This window comes from Arthrobacter sp. FW306-2-2C-D06B, assembly GCF_021789175.1.
Classification (GTDB): domain Bacteria; phylum Actinomycetota; class Actinomycetes; order Actinomycetales; family Micrococcaceae; genus Arthrobacter.
This window is the reverse complement of the sequence record NZ_CP084560.1, coordinates 3,459,126-3,476,093: the sequence shown is the minus strand read 5'-3', so window position 1 is coordinate 3,476,093 and position 16,968 is coordinate 3,459,126. Positions and strand designations below refer to the sequence as shown.

General features: G+C 61.8%; 19 protein-coding genes. 18 read left to right on the top strand and 1 reads right to left on the bottom strand.

Annotated features, from left to right (window positions below):
• Positions 1-42: 42 nt before the first annotated feature.
• The 4 genes from fusA to LFT47_RS21395 all read left to right on the top strand — a co-directional run bounded on the left by fusA (position 43) and on the right by LFT47_RS21395 (position 8,061).
• Positions 43-2,157, top strand: coding sequence for an elongation factor G (gene fusA, locus LFT47_RS16215; protein WP_236812282.1), 2,115 nt, complete (start codon positions 43-45; stop codon positions 2,155-2,157).
• Positions 2,158-2,392: 235 nt separating this feature from the next.
• Positions 2,393-3,583, top strand: a complete 1,191-nt coding sequence (tuf, locus tag LFT47_RS16210) for an elongation factor Tu (protein ID WP_028265109.1) — start codon at positions 2,393-2,395, stop codon at positions 3,581-3,583.
• Between the two features lie 196 nt (positions 3,584-3,779).
• On the top strand, positions 3,780-7,907 hold the full coding sequence (locus LFT47_RS16205; RefSeq protein WP_236812281.1) for a hypothetical protein: 4,128 nt from the start codon (positions 3,780-3,782) through the stop codon (positions 7,905-7,907).
• 28 nt (positions 7,908-7,935) lie between these two features.
• A complete protein-coding gene (locus tag LFT47_RS21395) occupies positions 7,936-8,061 on the top strand; it encodes a hypothetical protein (protein ID WP_272909588.1) in 126 nt (41 codons plus the stop codon).
• Between the two features lie 33 nt (positions 8,062-8,094).
• On the opposite strand, the gene LFT47_RS16200 is transcribed toward LFT47_RS21395, so the two are convergent.
• On the bottom strand, positions 8,095-9,522 hold the full coding sequence (locus LFT47_RS16200; RefSeq protein WP_236812280.1) for a GH1 family beta-glucosidase: 1,428 nt from the start codon (positions 9,520-9,522) through the stop codon (positions 8,095-8,097).
• A 389-nt stretch (positions 9,523-9,911) separates the two neighbouring features.
• Here LFT47_RS16200 and rpsJ point away from each other — a divergent pair, with 389 nt between their 5' ends.
• The 14 genes from rpsJ (at position 9,912) to rplE (ending at position 16,917) form a co-directional block, all read left to right on the top strand.
• Positions 9,912-10,220, top strand: coding sequence for a 30S ribosomal protein S10 (gene rpsJ, locus LFT47_RS16195; protein WP_003803825.1), 309 nt, complete (start codon positions 9,912-9,914; stop codon positions 10,218-10,220).
• An 18-nt stretch (positions 10,221-10,238) separates the two neighbouring features.
• Positions 10,239-10,889, top strand: a complete 651-nt coding sequence (gene rplC / locus LFT47_RS16190; RefSeq protein WP_059387360.1) for a 50S ribosomal protein L3 — start codon at positions 10,239-10,241, stop codon at positions 10,887-10,889.
• Between the two features lie 4 nt (positions 10,890-10,893).
• Positions 10,894-11,511 carry a 50S ribosomal protein L4 gene (rplD, locus tag LFT47_RS16185; protein ID WP_236812279.1) on the top strand — a complete coding sequence of 206 codons (618 nt, stop codon included), beginning with the start codon at positions 10,894-10,896 and terminating at the stop codon, positions 11,509-11,511.
• Positions 11,508-11,813 carry a 50S ribosomal protein L23 gene (gene rplW, locus LFT47_RS16180; RefSeq protein ID WP_059387362.1) on the top strand — a complete coding sequence of 102 codons (306 nt, stop codon included), beginning with the start codon at positions 11,508-11,510 and terminating at the stop codon, positions 11,811-11,813. Before rplD ends, rplW begins: the two co-directional genes overlap by 4 nt.
• 29 nt (positions 11,814-11,842) lie before the next feature.
• Positions 11,843-12,682, top strand: coding sequence for a 50S ribosomal protein L2 (gene rplB, locus LFT47_RS16175; RefSeq protein WP_028265104.1), 840 nt, complete (start codon positions 11,843-11,845; stop codon positions 12,680-12,682).
• A 12-nt stretch (positions 12,683-12,694) separates the two neighbouring features.
• Positions 12,695-12,976 carry a 30S ribosomal protein S19 gene (gene rpsS, locus LFT47_RS16170; protein ID WP_018773666.1) on the top strand — a complete coding sequence of 94 codons (282 nt, stop codon included), beginning with the start codon at positions 12,695-12,697 and terminating at the stop codon, positions 12,974-12,976.
• A gap of 38 nt (positions 12,977-13,014) precedes the next feature.
• Positions 13,015-13,380 carry a 50S ribosomal protein L22 gene (gene rplV / locus LFT47_RS16165; RefSeq protein WP_028265103.1) on the top strand — a complete coding sequence of 122 codons (366 nt, stop codon included), beginning with the start codon at positions 13,015-13,017 and terminating at the stop codon, positions 13,378-13,380.
• The gene (rpsC, locus tag LFT47_RS16160) at positions 13,381-14,217 is read left to right on the top strand and encodes a 30S ribosomal protein S3 (RefSeq protein WP_028265102.1); all 837 of its coding nucleotides are present in this window, start codon (positions 13,381-13,383) and stop codon (positions 14,215-14,217) included.
• Positions 14,218-14,634 (top strand): 50S ribosomal protein L16, encoded by a 417-nt coding sequence (rplP, locus tag LFT47_RS16155; protein ID WP_028265101.1) that lies wholly within the window; start codon positions 14,218-14,220, stop codon positions 14,632-14,634. It abuts the gene before it with no gap.
• Between the two features lie 2 nt (positions 14,635-14,636).
• Positions 14,637-14,960 (top strand): 50S ribosomal protein L29, encoded by a 324-nt coding sequence (gene rpmC / locus LFT47_RS21390; RefSeq protein ID WP_059387364.1) that lies wholly within the window; start codon positions 14,637-14,639, stop codon positions 14,958-14,960.
• Positions 14,957-15,256 carry a 30S ribosomal protein S17 gene (rpsQ, locus tag LFT47_RS16145; protein WP_059387365.1) on the top strand — a complete coding sequence of 100 codons (300 nt, stop codon included), beginning with the start codon at positions 14,957-14,959 and terminating at the stop codon, positions 15,254-15,256. Before rpmC ends, rpsQ begins: the two co-directional genes overlap by 4 nt.
• 348 nt (positions 15,257-15,604) lie before the next feature.
• Positions 15,605-15,973 carry a 50S ribosomal protein L14 gene (rplN, locus tag LFT47_RS16140; RefSeq protein WP_003803789.1) on the top strand — a complete coding sequence of 123 codons (369 nt, stop codon included), beginning with the start codon at positions 15,605-15,607 and terminating at the stop codon, positions 15,971-15,973.
• Positions 15,974-15,976: 3 nt separating this feature from the next.
• Positions 15,977-16,339 carry a 50S ribosomal protein L24 gene (rplX, locus tag LFT47_RS16135; protein WP_236812278.1) on the top strand — a complete coding sequence of 121 codons (363 nt, stop codon included), beginning with the start codon at positions 15,977-15,979 and terminating at the stop codon, positions 16,337-16,339.
• Positions 16,339-16,917 carry a 50S ribosomal protein L5 gene (gene rplE / locus LFT47_RS16130; RefSeq protein ID WP_059387367.1) on the top strand — a complete coding sequence of 193 codons (579 nt, stop codon included), beginning with the start codon at positions 16,339-16,341 and terminating at the stop codon, positions 16,915-16,917. Before rplX ends, rplE begins: the two co-directional genes overlap by 1 nt.
• Positions 16,918-16,968: the final 51 nt, after the last annotated feature.

Sequence of the window (16,968 nt, the reverse complement as noted above, 5' to 3'; positions counted from 1 at the left end):
GAGCTGGCGGCGAACGTGTAGTCCATCCGAAAGGGAGACACCGTGGCACAGGACGTGCTTACCGACCTTAGCAAGGTCCGCAACATCGGCATCATGGCCCACATCGATGCCGGCAAGACCACCACCACCGAGCGCATCCTGTTCTACACGGGTGTGAACCACAAGATCGGCGAAACGCACGACGGTGCTTCGACGACCGACTGGATGGAACAGGAAAAGGAACGCGGCATCACCATCACGTCTGCCGCCGTGACCTGCTTCTGGGACAAGAACCAGATCAACATCATCGACACCCCGGGCCACGTGGACTTCACGGTTGAGGTCGAGCGCTCGCTGCGCGTCCTCGACGGCGCCGTTGCTGTCTTCGATGGCAAGGAAGGCGTTGAGCCGCAGTCCGAGACTGTTTGGCGCCAGGCCGACAAGTACAACGTGCCGCGTATCTGCTTCGTCAACAAGATGGACAAGCTCGGCGCTGACTTCTACTTCACCGTAGACACCATCATCAGCCGCCTCGGCGCCAAGCCGCTGGTCCTCCAGCTGCCGATCGGTGCAGAGAACGACTTCATCGGCGTTGTGGATCTCCTTGAGATGCGCGCCCTGGTGTGGCCGGGCGATGCCAAGGGTGACGTCACCATGGGTGCCAAGTACGAGGTCCAGGAGATCCCCGCTGATCTTCAGGCCAAGGCTGAGGAATACCGTGCACAGCTCGTTGAGACTGTTGCCGAGGCTTCCGAAGAACTCATGGAGAAGTACCTCGAGGGTGAAGAACTCACTGTCGAGGAGCTCAAGGCCGGCATCCGCAAGATGACGATCAACTCCGAGCTCTACCCGGTTCTCTGTGGTTCTGCTTTCAAGAACCGCGGCGTACAGCCGATGCTGGATGCTGTTGTCGACTTCCTGCCGAACCCGCTCGACGTCCCGCCCATGGTCGGTCACGACCCGCGCGACGAAGAGAAGGAGCTCACCCGCAAGCCTTCTGCCGAAGAGCCGTTCTCGGCCCTGGCGTTCAAGATCGCCGCGCACCCGTTCTTCGGCCAGCTCACCTTCATCCGCGTGTACTCCGGTCACGTGGAAGCAGGCGCACAGGTGGTCAACTCCACCAAGGGCAAGAAGGAGCGCATCGGCAAGCTGTTCCAGATGCACGCCAACAAGGAAATGCCTGTTGAGGGCGCTACCGCTGGCCACATCTACGCAGCGATCGGTCTGAAGGACACCACCACGGGCGACACCCTGTGCGACGCGAACAACCAGATCGTCCTCGAGTCCATGAGCTTCCCGGAGCCCGTGATCTCGGTTGCCATCGAGCCGAACACCAAGGGTGACCAGGAGAAGCTCTCCACGGCCATCCAGAAGCTCTCCGCCGAGGACCCGACCTTCCAGGTCTCCCTCAACGAGGACACCGGTCAGACCATCATCGCCGGCATGGGCGAGCTCCACCTGGACATCCTGGTGGACCGCATGCGCCGCGAATTCAAGGTCGAGGCAAACGTCGGCAAGCCGCAGGTTGCTTACCGCGAAACCATCAAGCGCGCTGTAGAGCGTCACGACTACACGCACAAGAAGCAGACCGGTGGTTCGGGTCAGTTCGCAAAGATCCAGATCGCCATCGAGCCGATGGACACCGCCGACGGCGAGCTCTACGCGTTCGAGAACAAGGTCACCGGTGGCCGCGTGCCCCGCGAGTACATCCCGTCCGTTGACGCGGGCATCCAGGATGCACTCAACGACGGCGTTCTGGCCGGCTACCCGGTTGTCGGCATCAAGGCCACGCTGATTGACGGCGCGTACCACGATGTTGACTCCTCGGAAATGGCGTTCAAGATCGCCGGCCGTATGGCTTTCAAGGAAGCCGCACGCAAGGCGAACCCGGTTCTGCTCGAACCGCTGATGGATGTTGAGGTCCGCACCCCTGAGGAATACATGGGTGAAGTAATCGGTGACCTGAACTCCCGCCGTGGCCAGATGCAGTCCATGGAAGATGCCGCCGGCGTCAAGGTGATCCGCGCGCACGTTCCGCTGTCCGGCATGTTCGGCTACATCGGTGACCTGCGTTCGAAGACCCAGGGCCGTGCTGTGTACTCCATGACGTTCAACAGCTACGCCGAGGTCCCGAAGGCAGTCGCCGACGAGATCATCCAGAAGAACCGCGGCGAGTAATCACCGACGGATAAACCAGGATGTTTGCCCGTTCCGGGAAAGCATTCAGCGCAGGCGCCGGGCTGTAGCCCAGGCAGCAGTCCGGTCCCTGTGCGAACAGACTCCAGGTCCCGATAGTGGTCCCTGAATCTGCAATTTCACCAAATCCAAAGCCCCCAAGTAGACTTGCTGGAGTTTCTGCCGCGAAAAGCGCGGCCGAGGAGCAACTCACTTGAAATCGTTCTAGGAGGAACCTGTGGCAAAGGCAAAGTTCGAGCGGACTAAGCCGCACGTCAACATCGGCACCATTGGTCACGTTGACCACGGTAAGACGACGCTGACTGCCGCCATTTCCAAGGTGCTGTACGACAAGTACCCCACTCTCAACGAGCAGCGCGACTTCGCGTCGATTGACTCTGCTCCGGAAGAGCGCCAGCGTGGTATTACCATCAACATCTCCCACGTTGAGTACCAGACCGAGAAGCGCCACTACGCACACGTAGACGCTCCGGGTCACGCTGACTACATCAAGAACATGATCACCGGTGCTGCACAGATGGACGGTGCGATCCTCGTGGTTGCCGCCACTGACGGTCCGATGGCTCAGACCCGCGAGCACGTTCTGCTCGCCCGCCAGGTTGGTGTTCCCTACCTGCTGGTCGCGCTGAACAAGTCCGACATGGTCGACGACGAAGAGCTTCTCGACCTCGTTGAAATGGAAGTTCGCGAGCTGCTCAGCGCTCAGGGCTTCGATGGCGACGACGCTCCGGTTGTACGTGTTTCCGGCCTCAAGGCACTCGAAGGCGACCCGGTTTGGGTCAAGTCCGTCGAGGACCTCATGGAAGCTGTCGACAACTCGGTTCCGGACCCGGTTCGTGACCGCGACAAGCCGTTCCTGATGCCGATCGAAGACGTTTTCACGATCACCGGTCGTGGCACCGTTGTTACGGGTCGCGCCGAGCGCGGTACCCTCGCGATCAACTCCGAAGTTGAAATCGTTGGTATCCGTCCGGTCCAGAAGACCACCGTTACCGGTATCGAGATGTTCCACAAGCAGCTCGACGAAGCATGGGCCGGCGAGAACTGTGGCCTCCTGCTCCGCGGTCTGAAGCGCGACGACGTCGAGCGTGGCCAGGTTGTCGTCAAGCCGGGTTCCATCACCCCGCACACCGACTTCGAGGCCAACGTCTACATCCTTTCCAAGGACGAAGGCGGACGTCACAACCCGTTCTACTCGAACTACCGCCCGCAGTTCTACTTCCGCACCACGGACGTAACCGGCGTTATCACCCTGCCGGAAGGCACGGAAATGGTTATGCCCGGCGACAACACTGAGATGACCGTTGAGCTCATCCAGCCGATCGCCATGGAAGAGGGCCTCGGCTTCGCAATCCGTGAAGGTGGCCGCACCGTTGGTTCGGGACGTGTCACCAAGATCCTCAAGTAGTTTCTACTTTTAGATCGGTGGAGGACCGGCCGCCTGGCGACCGGTAGCAAACCAAAGAAGAACCCCGTCACTATCGTGGCGGGGTTCTTCTTTGCTATGGTTTATCTATCGAATGGATTAATAGCGAAGCGTGGATCCGTGCCCTTGCGAATCCAAAGCCTGTGCGGCTTCGTCGTCCTTGGACAGGAGAGCAGGAATGTCTGGCTTCTTTGGCACCATCCTCGTACTGCTTGTCATCTTCGTCACCGCTTTGGTGGCATACTCCTCAGGGAGATCGACAGCTCGATCCCTTGCCGCAAGAGCCGCCCAACGGCTTGCTGACGATTCTGTCCGGCAGTATCGCTCAGGCTATCTGGCTGGTCACCTGGCAGGATGGCGCGACGCCGAGGCTCACCGCGAGGGTGCTCCCTCGCAGGAAGGGGTTTCCCGCCCGCCAGGCGCGGAACGCGGTCAAACGTTCGCGCCTGCTCCCGTCCAGACGGTCCCGGTCCGGACTGCTCCAGTTCAAACCACCCCGCCAGCCCAGGCCGCCCCGGTTTGGCCCGTTCCTGTTATGCCCGGCCCACTCCCCATCCATCCGCAAGGAGCCCGGATCCCGCCGGAGGCACTGCGAGAGGAGCAAGCGGCCCGGAAACTGAAACGGGATCGGCAGAACATCAACGTCACACTGTATGTGGCGAGCCTTCTATTGGTCGCCGCTTCGGCACTGTTCATCGGCACTAGCCTCCCGTCTGTCCTCCGCTTTGCCGGTGTCTGGACCATCACTGCTGCCTTCTACGCCGGGGGTTTCATCCTCCACGCAAGGGCTCCCAGGCTGCGGCCCGCCGCGATCGCCTTTGCGGGAACGGGCCTTGCCTTGATCCCCGTGACGGGTTTGGCGATGTACAACTTCGCGTTGCACAACGGCCTGGCCGCTTGGCTAGTCACGTCCATCGTTGGGACAGTGGCCTACGTTGTCGCCGCGGTACGACTCGACAACAGGGTTCTCGCCTTCCTGTCGTTGAGCTTCGTGGTCTCCGCTGCTTGGTCCGGCGTATCCATGCTGGGCGGCGCCCTTGTCTGGTATTTCGCTTCCCTGATCGGGTTCGCCGCGGTCCTGACCCTGGCGGCCATGCGCAGACCGCGCTGGCTTCCGCCGGTCTATGTCCGGCCTTTGATGTCCCTCCACCCTTATGTCGTGCCGTTCGTTGCATTGGCCGCCAGCTTCGTGCCCCAACATCTGGGGAAGGGTGAGTACGCCATGATCATGATGGCGTGTGGACTGTATTTCGCCGTGATGGCTGCCATTCCCCAGGGCGTGTTCCGGCTCCCGCAGTTCTATGCGGCGAGGCTCTCATTCACCGTGGCTTTCCTCGTGGCCCTGTCCGACGCCGGGCTTGGGCTGCCGGAAGTGCTGCTGGCCGCGGCCGTTCTCTTTGCACTGCAGTCGCTGTGGTCGGCATTCGACAGCCGCCGGCTCGCCCGTTGGTTCCCGGTACCGGGCACACCCCAGGCGATCCGGCGCTGCTGGATTGATGCCGTGGTGTGCTTCGGCCTTCAATTGGCCGCCGTCTTCATGGCGGCCTGCGCCATCTTGGTGTGGCATTCCGAGACGCCTCTGGGGATCCCGTTGTTCGCGACCCTCGTGTGCAGTCTGGTCCTGGCGTGGAAGCTGGGAGGGCAGGCCGAGTGGCTCCCTGCGACAGCCATTGTGGTGGCTGCTCCGTTTGTCGATGAGCTGGGCGGTTGGTCGACGGCGGCCCTATTGGCTACCGCCGGCGCGTTCTGGCTGTTGCGGGCAAGGAGGCCAACGGAGCCCAAGCGCAGGGTGTTTGTCTTGGCGGGGCGGATTGCGCTCACTCTCGGCGTCCCGGCGATGACAGTGGGGATATTGCCGGAGAATCCCGACCGCATTGCCGCCGTCGTCCTGGCGTTTCTTGCCGCAGCGACGTTCCAGCTGCTGGTGGAAGCCGCGCTGATCCGCTCCGGAGTCAGGACCTTCGCGCCGACGGCCTGCCTCGCAGCCTTTGCCGGTGCCGGGATGGCAGGGATGCCTTTGCTTGTGTTGTTCGAGCAAGCGCCGGGCCAGCCCTTGACAGTGTCTGCCGTCGTCGGTCATGTCCTCGCTGTCGCGTTGCTTGGCTGGACGCTGTTCCCAAAAGCCGTGAGAGCTACCTTGCGCGGAAGGGTGGTTGAGTTTCTCGCGCCGGCAGCCCTTGCCTGGGCGGGGGCGTTGTCCTTCGGGGCGGTGTCCGTGGCTTCGGGAAACGTTGTGTTGCTCGTTGGCGTGGTCTACTTCAGCGTTCAGGCACTCCGCCTTCCCCGCACCCTGCACCGCCGCGGCTATTGGTGGGCCGCCCGTGGGCTCGTCACCCTGCTCGCCGGCACAGCCTATCTGCAGTTGCTCCGGGAGGGAGGCGGCCTGGTGGTGGCGGGGGAGCGGCTTCAGCTTGCCAGCGTGGTCTTCGTGGCATTGGCACTCCAACTGATTCCGCCCCTCGCGGAGGCGCTACGAGGCCCTGATCGAGGTCTCGCGGCCCTTGACGCTGCCGTGGTGCTGCCCTTCATGGCCAGTGCCGCCGTCGTGAGCATTTCCGGGAGCTACTTCGACAGCTCCGCGGCTGCAAGCTGGCAGGCGGTGGCGGTGTCAATCATCATGGCGGTGTCGGCTGTGGCGGCGGGGTTCATGCTTCGCTCGGAGGGCGCGTCCGCGGTCTTCGCACCGGCGACGTTGGCGCTCTTGCTGTTGCTTCGCGGTGCGCACCTTCACGAAGTCGAGGCGTTGCTTGCCATCTTCGCCGTATTCAGCGCCGTCATGGTGGCCGCGGTGCCCGAACGCACTGCGAAGGGCATCTACTTCATCACCGCCAGGTTTCTCACGGCCGCCGTTGCCGCGGTTTTTGCCCATGACCTCTCAGCGTCCGCCACGGTGGTATCGCTGACTTTCGCGGGCGTCCTGCAGCTGCAGCACATCATCCGCTGGCTCATGCGGAACCGATTGCAGCAGATTCCCTTCCAACAGGCAGCAGTGTGGGTGACCCTCGGCGCGCAGGCCGCGCTGCCTGCGACGTACCTTTCGTCTGTGGTTCAGCAGGAAGCCCACGACGGCGGCCGCTGGGTCCTGTTGCTTGAGCTGGCCGTGTTGTTGGTTTCCGCCGTTGCCGCGAACATGATCTTCACCGCCCGAGGCGCTGTGTATTTCACCATTCCGGCGTCGATCGCGGCGGTGGCGGCAGCCGGACCCGAGGTGTCCTTCCCTTCCGGGACGTGGCTTGCCGCACCTCTCCTCGACCAGTTGGCGGTGTCCCTGGTGCTGCTCGCGATGTCACTCTTGGTGACTGTTGTGAGGCTACTCGTCCAGCCGGGAAGCGGCGTCCCTGAACGTTGGTTCTGGCTGGTGGCGGCGGTGGCTTTCACCGGCGCCGGTGGAGCGCTGTCAGTGGACGTGTCGGACACCGCCACGGGAATGGCGGGACTGGTATTGGCCATAGTGTGCTTCGTGGCCTCACACGTCGAGGGAATGCCCGGCTTCTACCCGCTTGCCTCCGCCGCGAGCCTCGTCGGGGCTACGGTCTTCGCCTCTTCTGCCTTGGAAAAGGCTCCGATCGTTGGCCGGACCGGGGCTCAATGGGCGGATTTCCTCCCGTGGCTCCTGGGCTGCGCAGGAACAGCCGCTGTTCTCTACGCTGTCCGTTGGTCCCGGATCCGGGGGGTGGGGTCGCAGCCCGTGCGCAAGTTGTCGCTCGCAGTAGCGGCAGGAGGGGGATTTGCCCTGGCCGCAGTTGCAGGCCTACTGCACGATGGCACCGCTCTGGCAGGAACTTGCTTGCTCGGCGCTGTGGTGGCGGTGGCTTTCCTAGAGGCACCCCGGGCCATCAGATTCGCCGTCGCCGAGCTGGGTGCGGTGCTGGTCCTTGCCGCTGCGCAGCGGGCGATCCTTTTCGTCCACGGATCCAGGCCGGAGCTCTTTTGGGTGGTGCAGTGGTTCACGGTCCTCGGTGCCGTTTTGGCAGGGCTGCGCTATTACGCGGGGAACAGGCTGGAGGGGCGTATCAGGTTGGGCCTCGCCTCAGGCTTGTTGTCCCTCGGTGGCCTCCTCTCGATAGTGCCAGGCAGCGTCTTCACGGGCACTGTGACACAGCAACTATGGGTCCTCATCGGATGCGCGGTGCTACTGCTTGCCGGACTGGTCCTCGCCGAGCGCATGTTTGTATGGTGGGGTGCCGCAGGCGTTGCCCTCAGTGTTATGTGGGCGCTTCGTTCCTATGCCTTCGCGATGCTCGCCGTGATCGCCTTGGCGTTGATCGTCCTTGCCGTCTGGCGCCTCAACAGGACCGCGCCCTGATAGCGTTGCCTCAAAGGAGGAATGCGGAATGGGATGGCTCATTTTTCTGGTCGTGGTGGTTGTGGTGGTAGCTGGCGTGATGTGGGGAAGGAAATACTTCCGCCGCGAGATCGAGCGCGCCAAGCGCATCAATCGGGCCAACAGGAAAGATTGATTTAGCACGATCGGTCCACAAACGGGGCTCGAATCAGCTCCTGCGTGCCTTGCTCAAGGATTGGTACCAGTAGTACGAGTCCTTGGGGGTTCTTTCGAGGGTGTCGAAGTCAACGTGCACCAGCCCGAATCGCTGGGAATATCCGGCGGCCCATTCGAAGTTGTCCAGCAATGTCCAGACGTAGTAACCCAGCAGTTCGACGTCGTGGGCGATCCCTCCGGGGCCCGTGGCCCTCAAAGCCTGGCCAAGGTGCGAAGCAAGGTAGCTGATGCGATCGGCGTCGTGCACTGGACCCCGGGTATGGTCCGGCTCCGGGAAGCTCGCGCCGCTCTCCGTGATGAAGAGTGGAGGCAATGCTGCCCCGTACCGGTCTTTGAGTTCCCGCAGCAGGATTCCGAGGTGTTCGGGAGCCACGGGCCAGCCAAATCCCGTCGTTTCGTATTCCGGGAAGGCCGCCAGGTGGAACGGCAGCTTGGCCATCATCTCCGGGTTGCTGACGGGGGTTCCCCCGTCGCCGCGGCCCGAAGCTACCTTGACGGGGTAGTAGTAGTTCAAGCCGTAGAAATCCAACGGCTGGTGGATGGTCTTGAGATCCTCGTCCCCGACCTTGTGCAAGGCCCGGAACCACGGCCTCACCTGTAGCGGAGGTTTCGGGTACCGCCCCAGGAGGATGGGATCGGCATACACCCGGTTGAAGATGAGGTCGAAGGCCTTGGCCATGAGAACGTCGGCCAAGCGTTTAGTTGCGGGCCGGACGGGCGAATGGACATTGGCTACGCCAATACTTCCCGCCACGCCGGCAGCGCGTAGGGCCTGGACGGCAAGGCCGTGGCCCAACAACTGGTGGTGGGCGGCCGGCAAGGCATCGAAAAGCAGCCGCCTGCCGGGGGCGTGGACGCCGAGCGCATATCCTTGCAATGCGACCGAAACGGGTTCGTTGAGGGTGACCCATTGCGCTACTCGGTCACCGAAGCGGTGTGCGGCCGCTGCGGAGTATTCGGCGAACCGTTCTGCCGTCGCCCGGTTCAGCCAGCCGCCGTCGTGCTCCAACGGCAGGGGAGTGTCCCAATGGAACAAGGTCACCATGGGGGAGACCCCGGCCTTGAGGAGCTTGTCGATCAGACGGTCGTAGAAGTCCAGGCCCTGTTGGTTGATGGGTCCCTTGCCGCCGGGTTGGATCCGTGGCCAGGAGAGGGAGAACCGGTAGGAGTCCACACCCAGGTCCTGCATGAGGGCAATGTCCTCGTCTGTCCGGTTGTAGTGGTCGCACGCGACTGCGGGGGAGTGCCCGTCGACGATCGCTCCTGGTTTCTCGGCAAATGCATCCCAGCTTGACGGTCCGCGTCCGTCCGCCGTGAGCGATCCCTCGATCTGAAAGGCCGCCGCGGCGACGCCCAGGGTGAAGTCCGGCCGGATGCGGCCTGCAAGATCCCCCACAGTGGCAGCATCTTGGACGGTCATGCCCCCATCATCCCGAGCGCAGGAGCCGATGGCAATGGTCGGACGAAGCCCGATTGGCTTATGCCGGGGAATTCCGGCATACTAGGTGAGTTGTTCAAGCGCTTCTTCGCGTCCCGATCCGGATAATGCCGGGTGCCAGGGTCCAAGCTGAAGCCCAAACATAACCCAGATCCCCAAAGGAAGTCGGACGCGTTTGCGTGGAAATCGCGACACGCCCGACCGCGGGGGTCGGTTACACCGGCAAGTTGAGGAACCCGGATCCCTCCGGATTCAGCTTGTGCGGCGGGTGGTAGTACTACTTCAAATGCTTCGGCAGCCACATACAACACGTAAGTGAACAGGGCAGCCTTTATTCGAGGGCAGCACAGACTGAAAGAGAGTCAGGCGACATGGCGGGACAAAAAATCCGCATCCGGCTGAAGTCATATGACCACGAGGTCATTGATGTTTCAGCGCGGAAGATCGTTGAGACGGTCACGCGCGCAGGCGCAACGGTAGTGGGCCCCGTGCCGCTGCCGACGGAGAAGAACGTGTACTGCGTTATCCGCTCTCCCCACAAGTACAAGGACAGCCGTGAGCACTTTGAAATGCGTACTCACAAGCGTCTGATCGACATCATCGACCCCACGCCGAAGGCTGTTGACTCGCTTATGCGTCTCGACCTGCCGGCCGACGTGAACATCGAAATCAAGCTGTAGGGAGGTGCTGAGAAAACTATGACCGCAACCCGTAATGTAAAGGGCCTGCTGGGCACGAAGCTCGGCATGACCCAGGTCTGGGACGAGAACAACAAGCTCATCCCGGTAACTGTCGTCCAGGCTGACTCCAACGTCATCACCCAGCTGCGCAATGCAGAGACTGATGGCTATGTCGCCGTTCAGATCGGCTACGGCCAGATCGATCCCCGCAAGGTCACCAAGCCGCTGGCTGGTCACTTTGAAAAGGCTGGCGTAACTCCTCGCCGCCACGTCGTCGAACTGCGCACTGCAGACGCCGCGTCTTACGAACTGGGCCAGGAGCTTTCTGTTGAGCTCTTCGAAGCCGGTCAGAAGATCGACGTCGTCGGCACCAGCAAGGGTAAGGGCTTCGCCGGTGTTATGAAGCGTCACGGCTTCCACGGTGTTGGAGCCTCCCACGGTGCGCACAAGAACCACCGCAAGCCCGGTTCCATCGGTGGCGCATCCACCCCGAGCCGCGTCTTCAAGGGTCTGAAAATGGCCGGTCGCATGGGCGCAGAACGTCACACCACGCTGAACCTCACGGTTCACGCTGTTGACGCCGAGAAGTCGCTGCTCCTTATCAAGGGTGCCGTCCCCGGCGCCCGCGGCCAGGTCGTCCTCGTACGCACCGCCGTGAAGGGAGCCTAGTTAAATGACTAGCACTGTCAAGGTAGACCTGCCTGCAGAGATCTTCGACGTCCAGACCAACGTGCCGTTGCTGCACCAGGTCGTCGTCGCACAGCTCGCTGCTGCCCGCCAGGGTACCCACAAGACCAAGACCCGCGCCGAAGTTTCCGGTGCAGGCCGCAAGCCGTTCAAGCAGAAGGGCACCGGCCGCGCCCGTCAGGGTTCCATCCGTGCTCCTCACATGACCGGTGGTGGCATTGTCCACGGCCCGACGCCGCGCGACTACAGCCAGCGGACCCCCAAGAAGATGAAGGCTGCCGCACTGCGTGGCGCCCTGTCCGACCGCGCCCGTAACGGCCGCATCCACGTCGTTGCTGAACTGGTCGCCGGCCCCAAGCCGTCCTCCAAGGAAGCACTGGCCGCGTTGCGTGCAGTTTCCGAGCGTAGGAACCTGCTCGTTGTTATCGAGCGCGCCAACGATGTTGCTGCACTTTCCGTGCGCAACCTCACGGATGTTCACGTTCTGTACGCAGACCAGCTGAACACCTACGACGTGCTGGTTTCCGACGACGTTGTCTTCACCAAGGCTGCGTTCGAGGCTTTCATCGCTGACAAGGCAAAGAACGAGGAGGATGCCAAGTGAGTGCAGCCACCATCAAAGACCCGCGCGACGTCGTCATTGCACCCGTCGTTTCGGAAAAGAGCTACGGCCTGATCGACGAGGGCAAGTACACCTTCCTGGTGGACCCCCGCTCGAACAAGACCGAGATCAAGCTGGCCGTGGAGAAGATTTTCTCCGTCAAGGTCGAATCGATCAACACCATCAACCGTGCCGGTAAGCGCAAGCGCACCAAATTCGGCTGGGGACAGCGCAAGAGCACCAAGCGTGCGATTGTCACCCTCAAAGAAGGCACAATCGACATCTTCGGCGGTCCGCTCGCGTAGCGGAGACCACTTTAACGAGGAAATGAATTATGGGAATCCGTAAATACAAGCCGACTACCCCGGGCCGTCGCGGCTCGAGCGTAGCCGACTTCTCCGAAATCACGCGATCGACTCCGGAAAAGTCGTTGCTGCGTCCGCTGCACAAGACTGGCGGCCGTAACAACACCGGTAAGATCACTACCCGTCACAAGGGTGGTGGCCACAAGCGCCAGTACCGTCTGATCGACTTCCGTCGCCACGACAAAGACGGCGTCAACGCCCGCGTTGCCGAAATCGAGTACGATCCGAACCGTACGGCTCGCATCGCCCTCCTGCACTACGTTGATGGCACCAAGCGTTACATCATCGCCCCGAACAAGCTGTCCCAGGGTGACTTCGTCGAGGCTGGTCCCGATGCTGACATCAAGCCGGGCAACAACCTGCCGCTGCGCAACATCCCGGTTGGTACCACCATCCACGCAGTTGAACTGCGTCCGGGTGGCGGCGCCAAGATGGCCCGTTCCGCAGGTGCTTCGGTTCAGCTCGTCGCCAAGGAAGGCCGTTTCGCCCAGCTGCGTCTGCCCTCCGGTGAAATCCGCAACGTTGACGTGCGCTGCCGCGCAACCGTCGGCGAGGTCGGCAACGCCGAGCAGTCGAACATCAACTGGGGCAAGGCCGGCCGTATGCGCTGGAAGGGCGTTCGCCCGACCGTCCGTGGTGTCGCGATGAACCCGGTCGATCACCCGCACGGTGGTGGCGAGGGTAAGACGTCCGGTGGACGTCACCCCGTCAACCCGAACGGTAAGCGTGAAGGCCGCACCCGCCGCCCCAACAAAGAGAGCGACAAGCTTATTGTTCGTCGCCGTCGTACTGGCAAGAACAAGCGATAGGAGCCTGGACACATGCCACGCAGCCTGAAAAAAGGTCCTTTCGTTGACCAGCACCTCTTTGTAAAGGTAGCCAGGGAAAACGAAAAGGGCACCAAGAACGTCATCAAGACCTGGTCCCGCCGTTCGATGATCGTCCCCGACATGCTCGGCCACACGATCGCCGTGCACGACGGACGCAAGCACATTCCGGTGTTTGTCACCGAGTCGATGGTCGGGCACAAGCTCGGCGAATTCGCTCCCACGCGGACATTCCGCGGCCATGTCAAGGACGACCGTAAGGGCAAGCGCCGCTAGGCGCCTGCACTTACGTCAAAGACGAGAGAAGGAAAGCAATGGAAGCCAAGGCTATTGCGCGTCACATCCGCGTAACGCCTATGAAGGCCCGGCGCGTCGTCAACCTTGTTCGTGGTAAGCAAGCGAATGAGGCTCTGGCAATTCTGAAGTTCGCCGAACAGGCAGCTTCGGAGCCGGTATTCAAGGTAGTTCAGTCGGCAATGGCAAACGCACGGGTCCTCGCGGACCGCGACGGCGTTGCCTTTGACGAAGGAGACCTCTACATCAGCGAAGCGTTTGTTGATGAAGGCCCGACCATGAAGCGGTTCCAGCCGCGTGCTCAGGGTCGCGCATTTCAGATCAAGAAGCGCACGAGCCACATCACCGTGGTAGTCGCTACCCCGGAGAAAGAGGAGGCTCGCTAAGTGGGACAGAAAGTAAACCCGCACGGGTTCCGACTCGGCATCACCACCGATCACGTATCGCACTGGTTTGCTGACAGCACCAAGGCTGGCCAGCGGTACAAGGACTTCGTTCGCGAAGACATCCGGATCCGCCAGCTCATGTCCACGGGCATGGAGCGCGCCGGTATCGCCAAGGTCGAAATCGAGCGCACCCGTGACCGTGTCCGCGTGGACATCCACACGGCTCGTCCGGGCATCGTCATCGGCCGCCGCGGCGCAGAAGCAGACCGCATTCGCGGCGAGCTCGAAAAGCTCACCGGCAAGCAGGTCCAGCTGAACATCCTCGAGGTCAAGAACCCCGAGATGGAAGCACAGCTTGTTGCCCAGGGCGTTGCTGAGCAGCTGACTTCCCGCGTGGCTTTCCGCCGTGCGATGAAGAAGGCCATGCAGTCCGCACAGCGTGCGGGTGCCAAGGGTATCCGTATCGCTTGCTCCGGTCGACTGGGTGGCGCAGAAATGTCCCGCTCGGAGTTCTACCGCGAAGGCCGTGTGCCCCTGCACACCCTGCGCGCGAACATCGACTACGGCTTCTACGAGGCCAAGACCACCTTCGGCCGCATCGGCGTGAAGGTCTGGATCTACAAGGGCGACGTCACCGCCAAGGAACTGGCTCAGCAGGCAGCTGCTGCTCCGTCCCGCGGCCGCGGTCCGAGCGACCGTCCGGGCCGCCCGGGTGGCGCAGACCGTGGTGACCGCCGTCGTCGTACCGACCGTCCGGCAGCTGACGCAGCACCCGTTGCTGCAGAGGCTCCGGCAGCTGAAGCTGCTGCTCCCGCAGCAGAAGGAGGACAGGCTTAAATGCTTATCCCACGTCGAGTCAAGCACCGTAAGCAGCACCACCCGGGTCGTTCCGGCGCTGCAACGGGCGGCACCAAGGTCACTTTCGGTGAGTACGGCATCCAGGCGCTGAGCCCGGCCTACGTCACGAACCGTCAGATCGAGTCTGCCCGTATCGCGATGACCCGCCACATCAAGCGTGGCGGCAAGGTCTGGATCAACATTTATCCGGACCGTCCGCTGACGAAGAAGCCGGCCGAAACCCGCATGGGTTCCGGTAAGGGTTCTCCGGAATGGTGGGTCGCAAACGTCAAGCCGGGCCGCGTTCTCTTCGAGCTCGCCGGTGTCAATGAAGAGGTAGCTCGCGAGGCACTGCGCCTGGCAATCCACAAGCTGCCGTTGAAGGCACGCATTGTGCGTCGCGAAGGTGGTGAATAGAAATGGCAGTAGGGTCGAAGGATCTCGCACCCGCACAGCTGGACGGTTTCGACAACGAGCGTCTCGTTGAAGAACTCCGCAAGTCCAAGGAAGAGCTGTTCAACCTGCGTTTCCAGTCCGCCACCGGACAGCTGGAGAACCACGGTCGTCTGCGCGCGGTAAAGAAGGACATCGCACGCATCTACACCGTTCTCCGTGAGCGCGAGCTGGGCATTCGTGCCGAGGTTGCCGCACCGGTTGTGGAAGCCAAGGAAGAAAAGAAGTCCAAGAAGGCAGAAGCCAAGGCTGAAAAGGCCGAAGCCGAGGCTGGAGAGGACGCCAAGTGAGCGAACAGAAGGAAACTGTGACGGAAGCAGCAGCCAGCGCTGAACAGCGCGGTTACCGTAAGACGCGTCGCGGCTACGTTGTCTCTGACAAGATGGAAAAGACCATCGTTGTTCAGGTCGAAGACCGCGTGAAGCACGCTCTGTACGGCAAGGTCATTCGCCGCACCTCGAAGATCAAGGCTCACGACGAGCAGAACACCGCCGGCATCGGCGACCTCGTTCTGATCTCTGAGACCCGCCCGCTGTCCGCTACAAAGCGGTGGCGCCTGGTCGAGATCCTCGAAAAGGCTAAGTAATCCCGCGCCGGGCTTTGTCCGGCAGCGATATGGATTGGTGGGAGGGCCCGTATTCCGGAAGGAATGCGGGCCTTTCCGCGTTTCGGTCCTTAGCGTAAAACGTGCTAGGATATTGAGTTTGTATGGCGCCAGTTGTGCGTCAACAACCACCTCGTAAACAATCGTGCCGCGGCATACTGCCCCGCGCAGCTATTTCCGCAAGGGAAGCTGATGCTGGCGGCACGGGAGTTTAGGCCTGCTCTGGCAAAATCCAGGCAGGTCAAGAGACACCCCGATCAACCGTTCCGCAAGGCTCATTCCGTATGCTCCATTTCGGCCTGAGAACCCGCGCGACGCAAGGAGTAAAAATTGATTCAGCAGGAGTCGCGACTGAAGGTCGCCGACAACACGGGTGCTAAGGAAATCCTTACCATTCGCGTTCTCGGTGGATCCGGCCGTCGCTACGCAGGCATTGGCGACGTCATTGTCGCAACCGTCAAGGACGCTATCCCGGGCGGCAACGTAAAGAAGGGTGACGTCGTCAAGGCTGTCATCGTTCGTACCAAGAAGGAACGCCGCCGTGCGGATGGTTCCTATATCAAGTTTGACGAGAACGCAGCTGTGATTCTGAAGAACGACGGCGACCCCCGCGGTACCCGTATCTTCGGCCCGGTTGGTCGTGAGCTCCGTGACAAGAAGTTCATGAAGATCGTTTCGTTGGCTCCGGAGGTGCTGTAACCCATGGGTGCAAAGATCAAGAAGGGTGACCTGGTTCAGGTCATCACCGGCGCCAAGCAGGAACGCGGCGGCGACCGTGGCAAGCAGGGCAAGGTTCTGCGCGTGTTCACCGAGACCAACCGCGTCCTGGTAGAAGGCATCAACCGCGTCACCAAGCACACCAAGGTCGGTCAGTCGCAGCGCGGCACCAAGACCGGTGGCATCGAGGTCGTTGAGGCCCCGATCCACGTCTCCAACGTTGCTCTTGTTGACCCCTCGACCAAGAAGCCGACCCGCGTTGGTTTCCGTCTCGAGACCGTTGAGAAGGACGGCGTCTCCAAGGCCGTCCGTGTCCGCGTGTCCAAGGCATCCGGGAAGGACATCTAATGACTGAGACTCTCGAGACTCCAGCGAAGATCGTTCCGCGTCTGAAGACGAAGTACGCCGATTCCATCAAGCAGACCCTGGTTGAGGAATTCAAGTACGAGAACGTGAACCAGGTTCCCCGCCTGGTGAAGGTTGTTGTGAACATGGGTGTTGGAGATGCCGCCAAGGACTCCAAGCTGATCGACGGCGCTGTCCGCGACCTCACCCTGATCACCGGCCAGAAGCCGCAGGTAACCAAGGCCCGCAAATCCATCGCACAGTTCAAGCTGCGCGAAGGCATGCCCATCGGTGCACACGCAACTCTGCGTGGGGACCGTATGTGGGAATTCGTGGACCGCCTCGTGACCCTCGCCCTGCCCCGTATCCGCGACTTCCGCGGCCTCAACGGCAAGCAGTTCGACGGCAACGGCAACTACACCTTCGGTTTGACCGAGCAGGTTATGTTCCACGAAATCGACCAGGACTCCATCGACCGCGTTCGCGGTATGGACATCACGGTTGTCACCACTGCAAAGACCGATGACGAAGGCCGTGCGCTGCTCAAGGCACTTGGCTTCCCGTTCAAATCCGAAGACTAATAACTACGTAGTAGGTCCGGCCGCGGCTCCTTTGTAGCCAACGCGGAAACC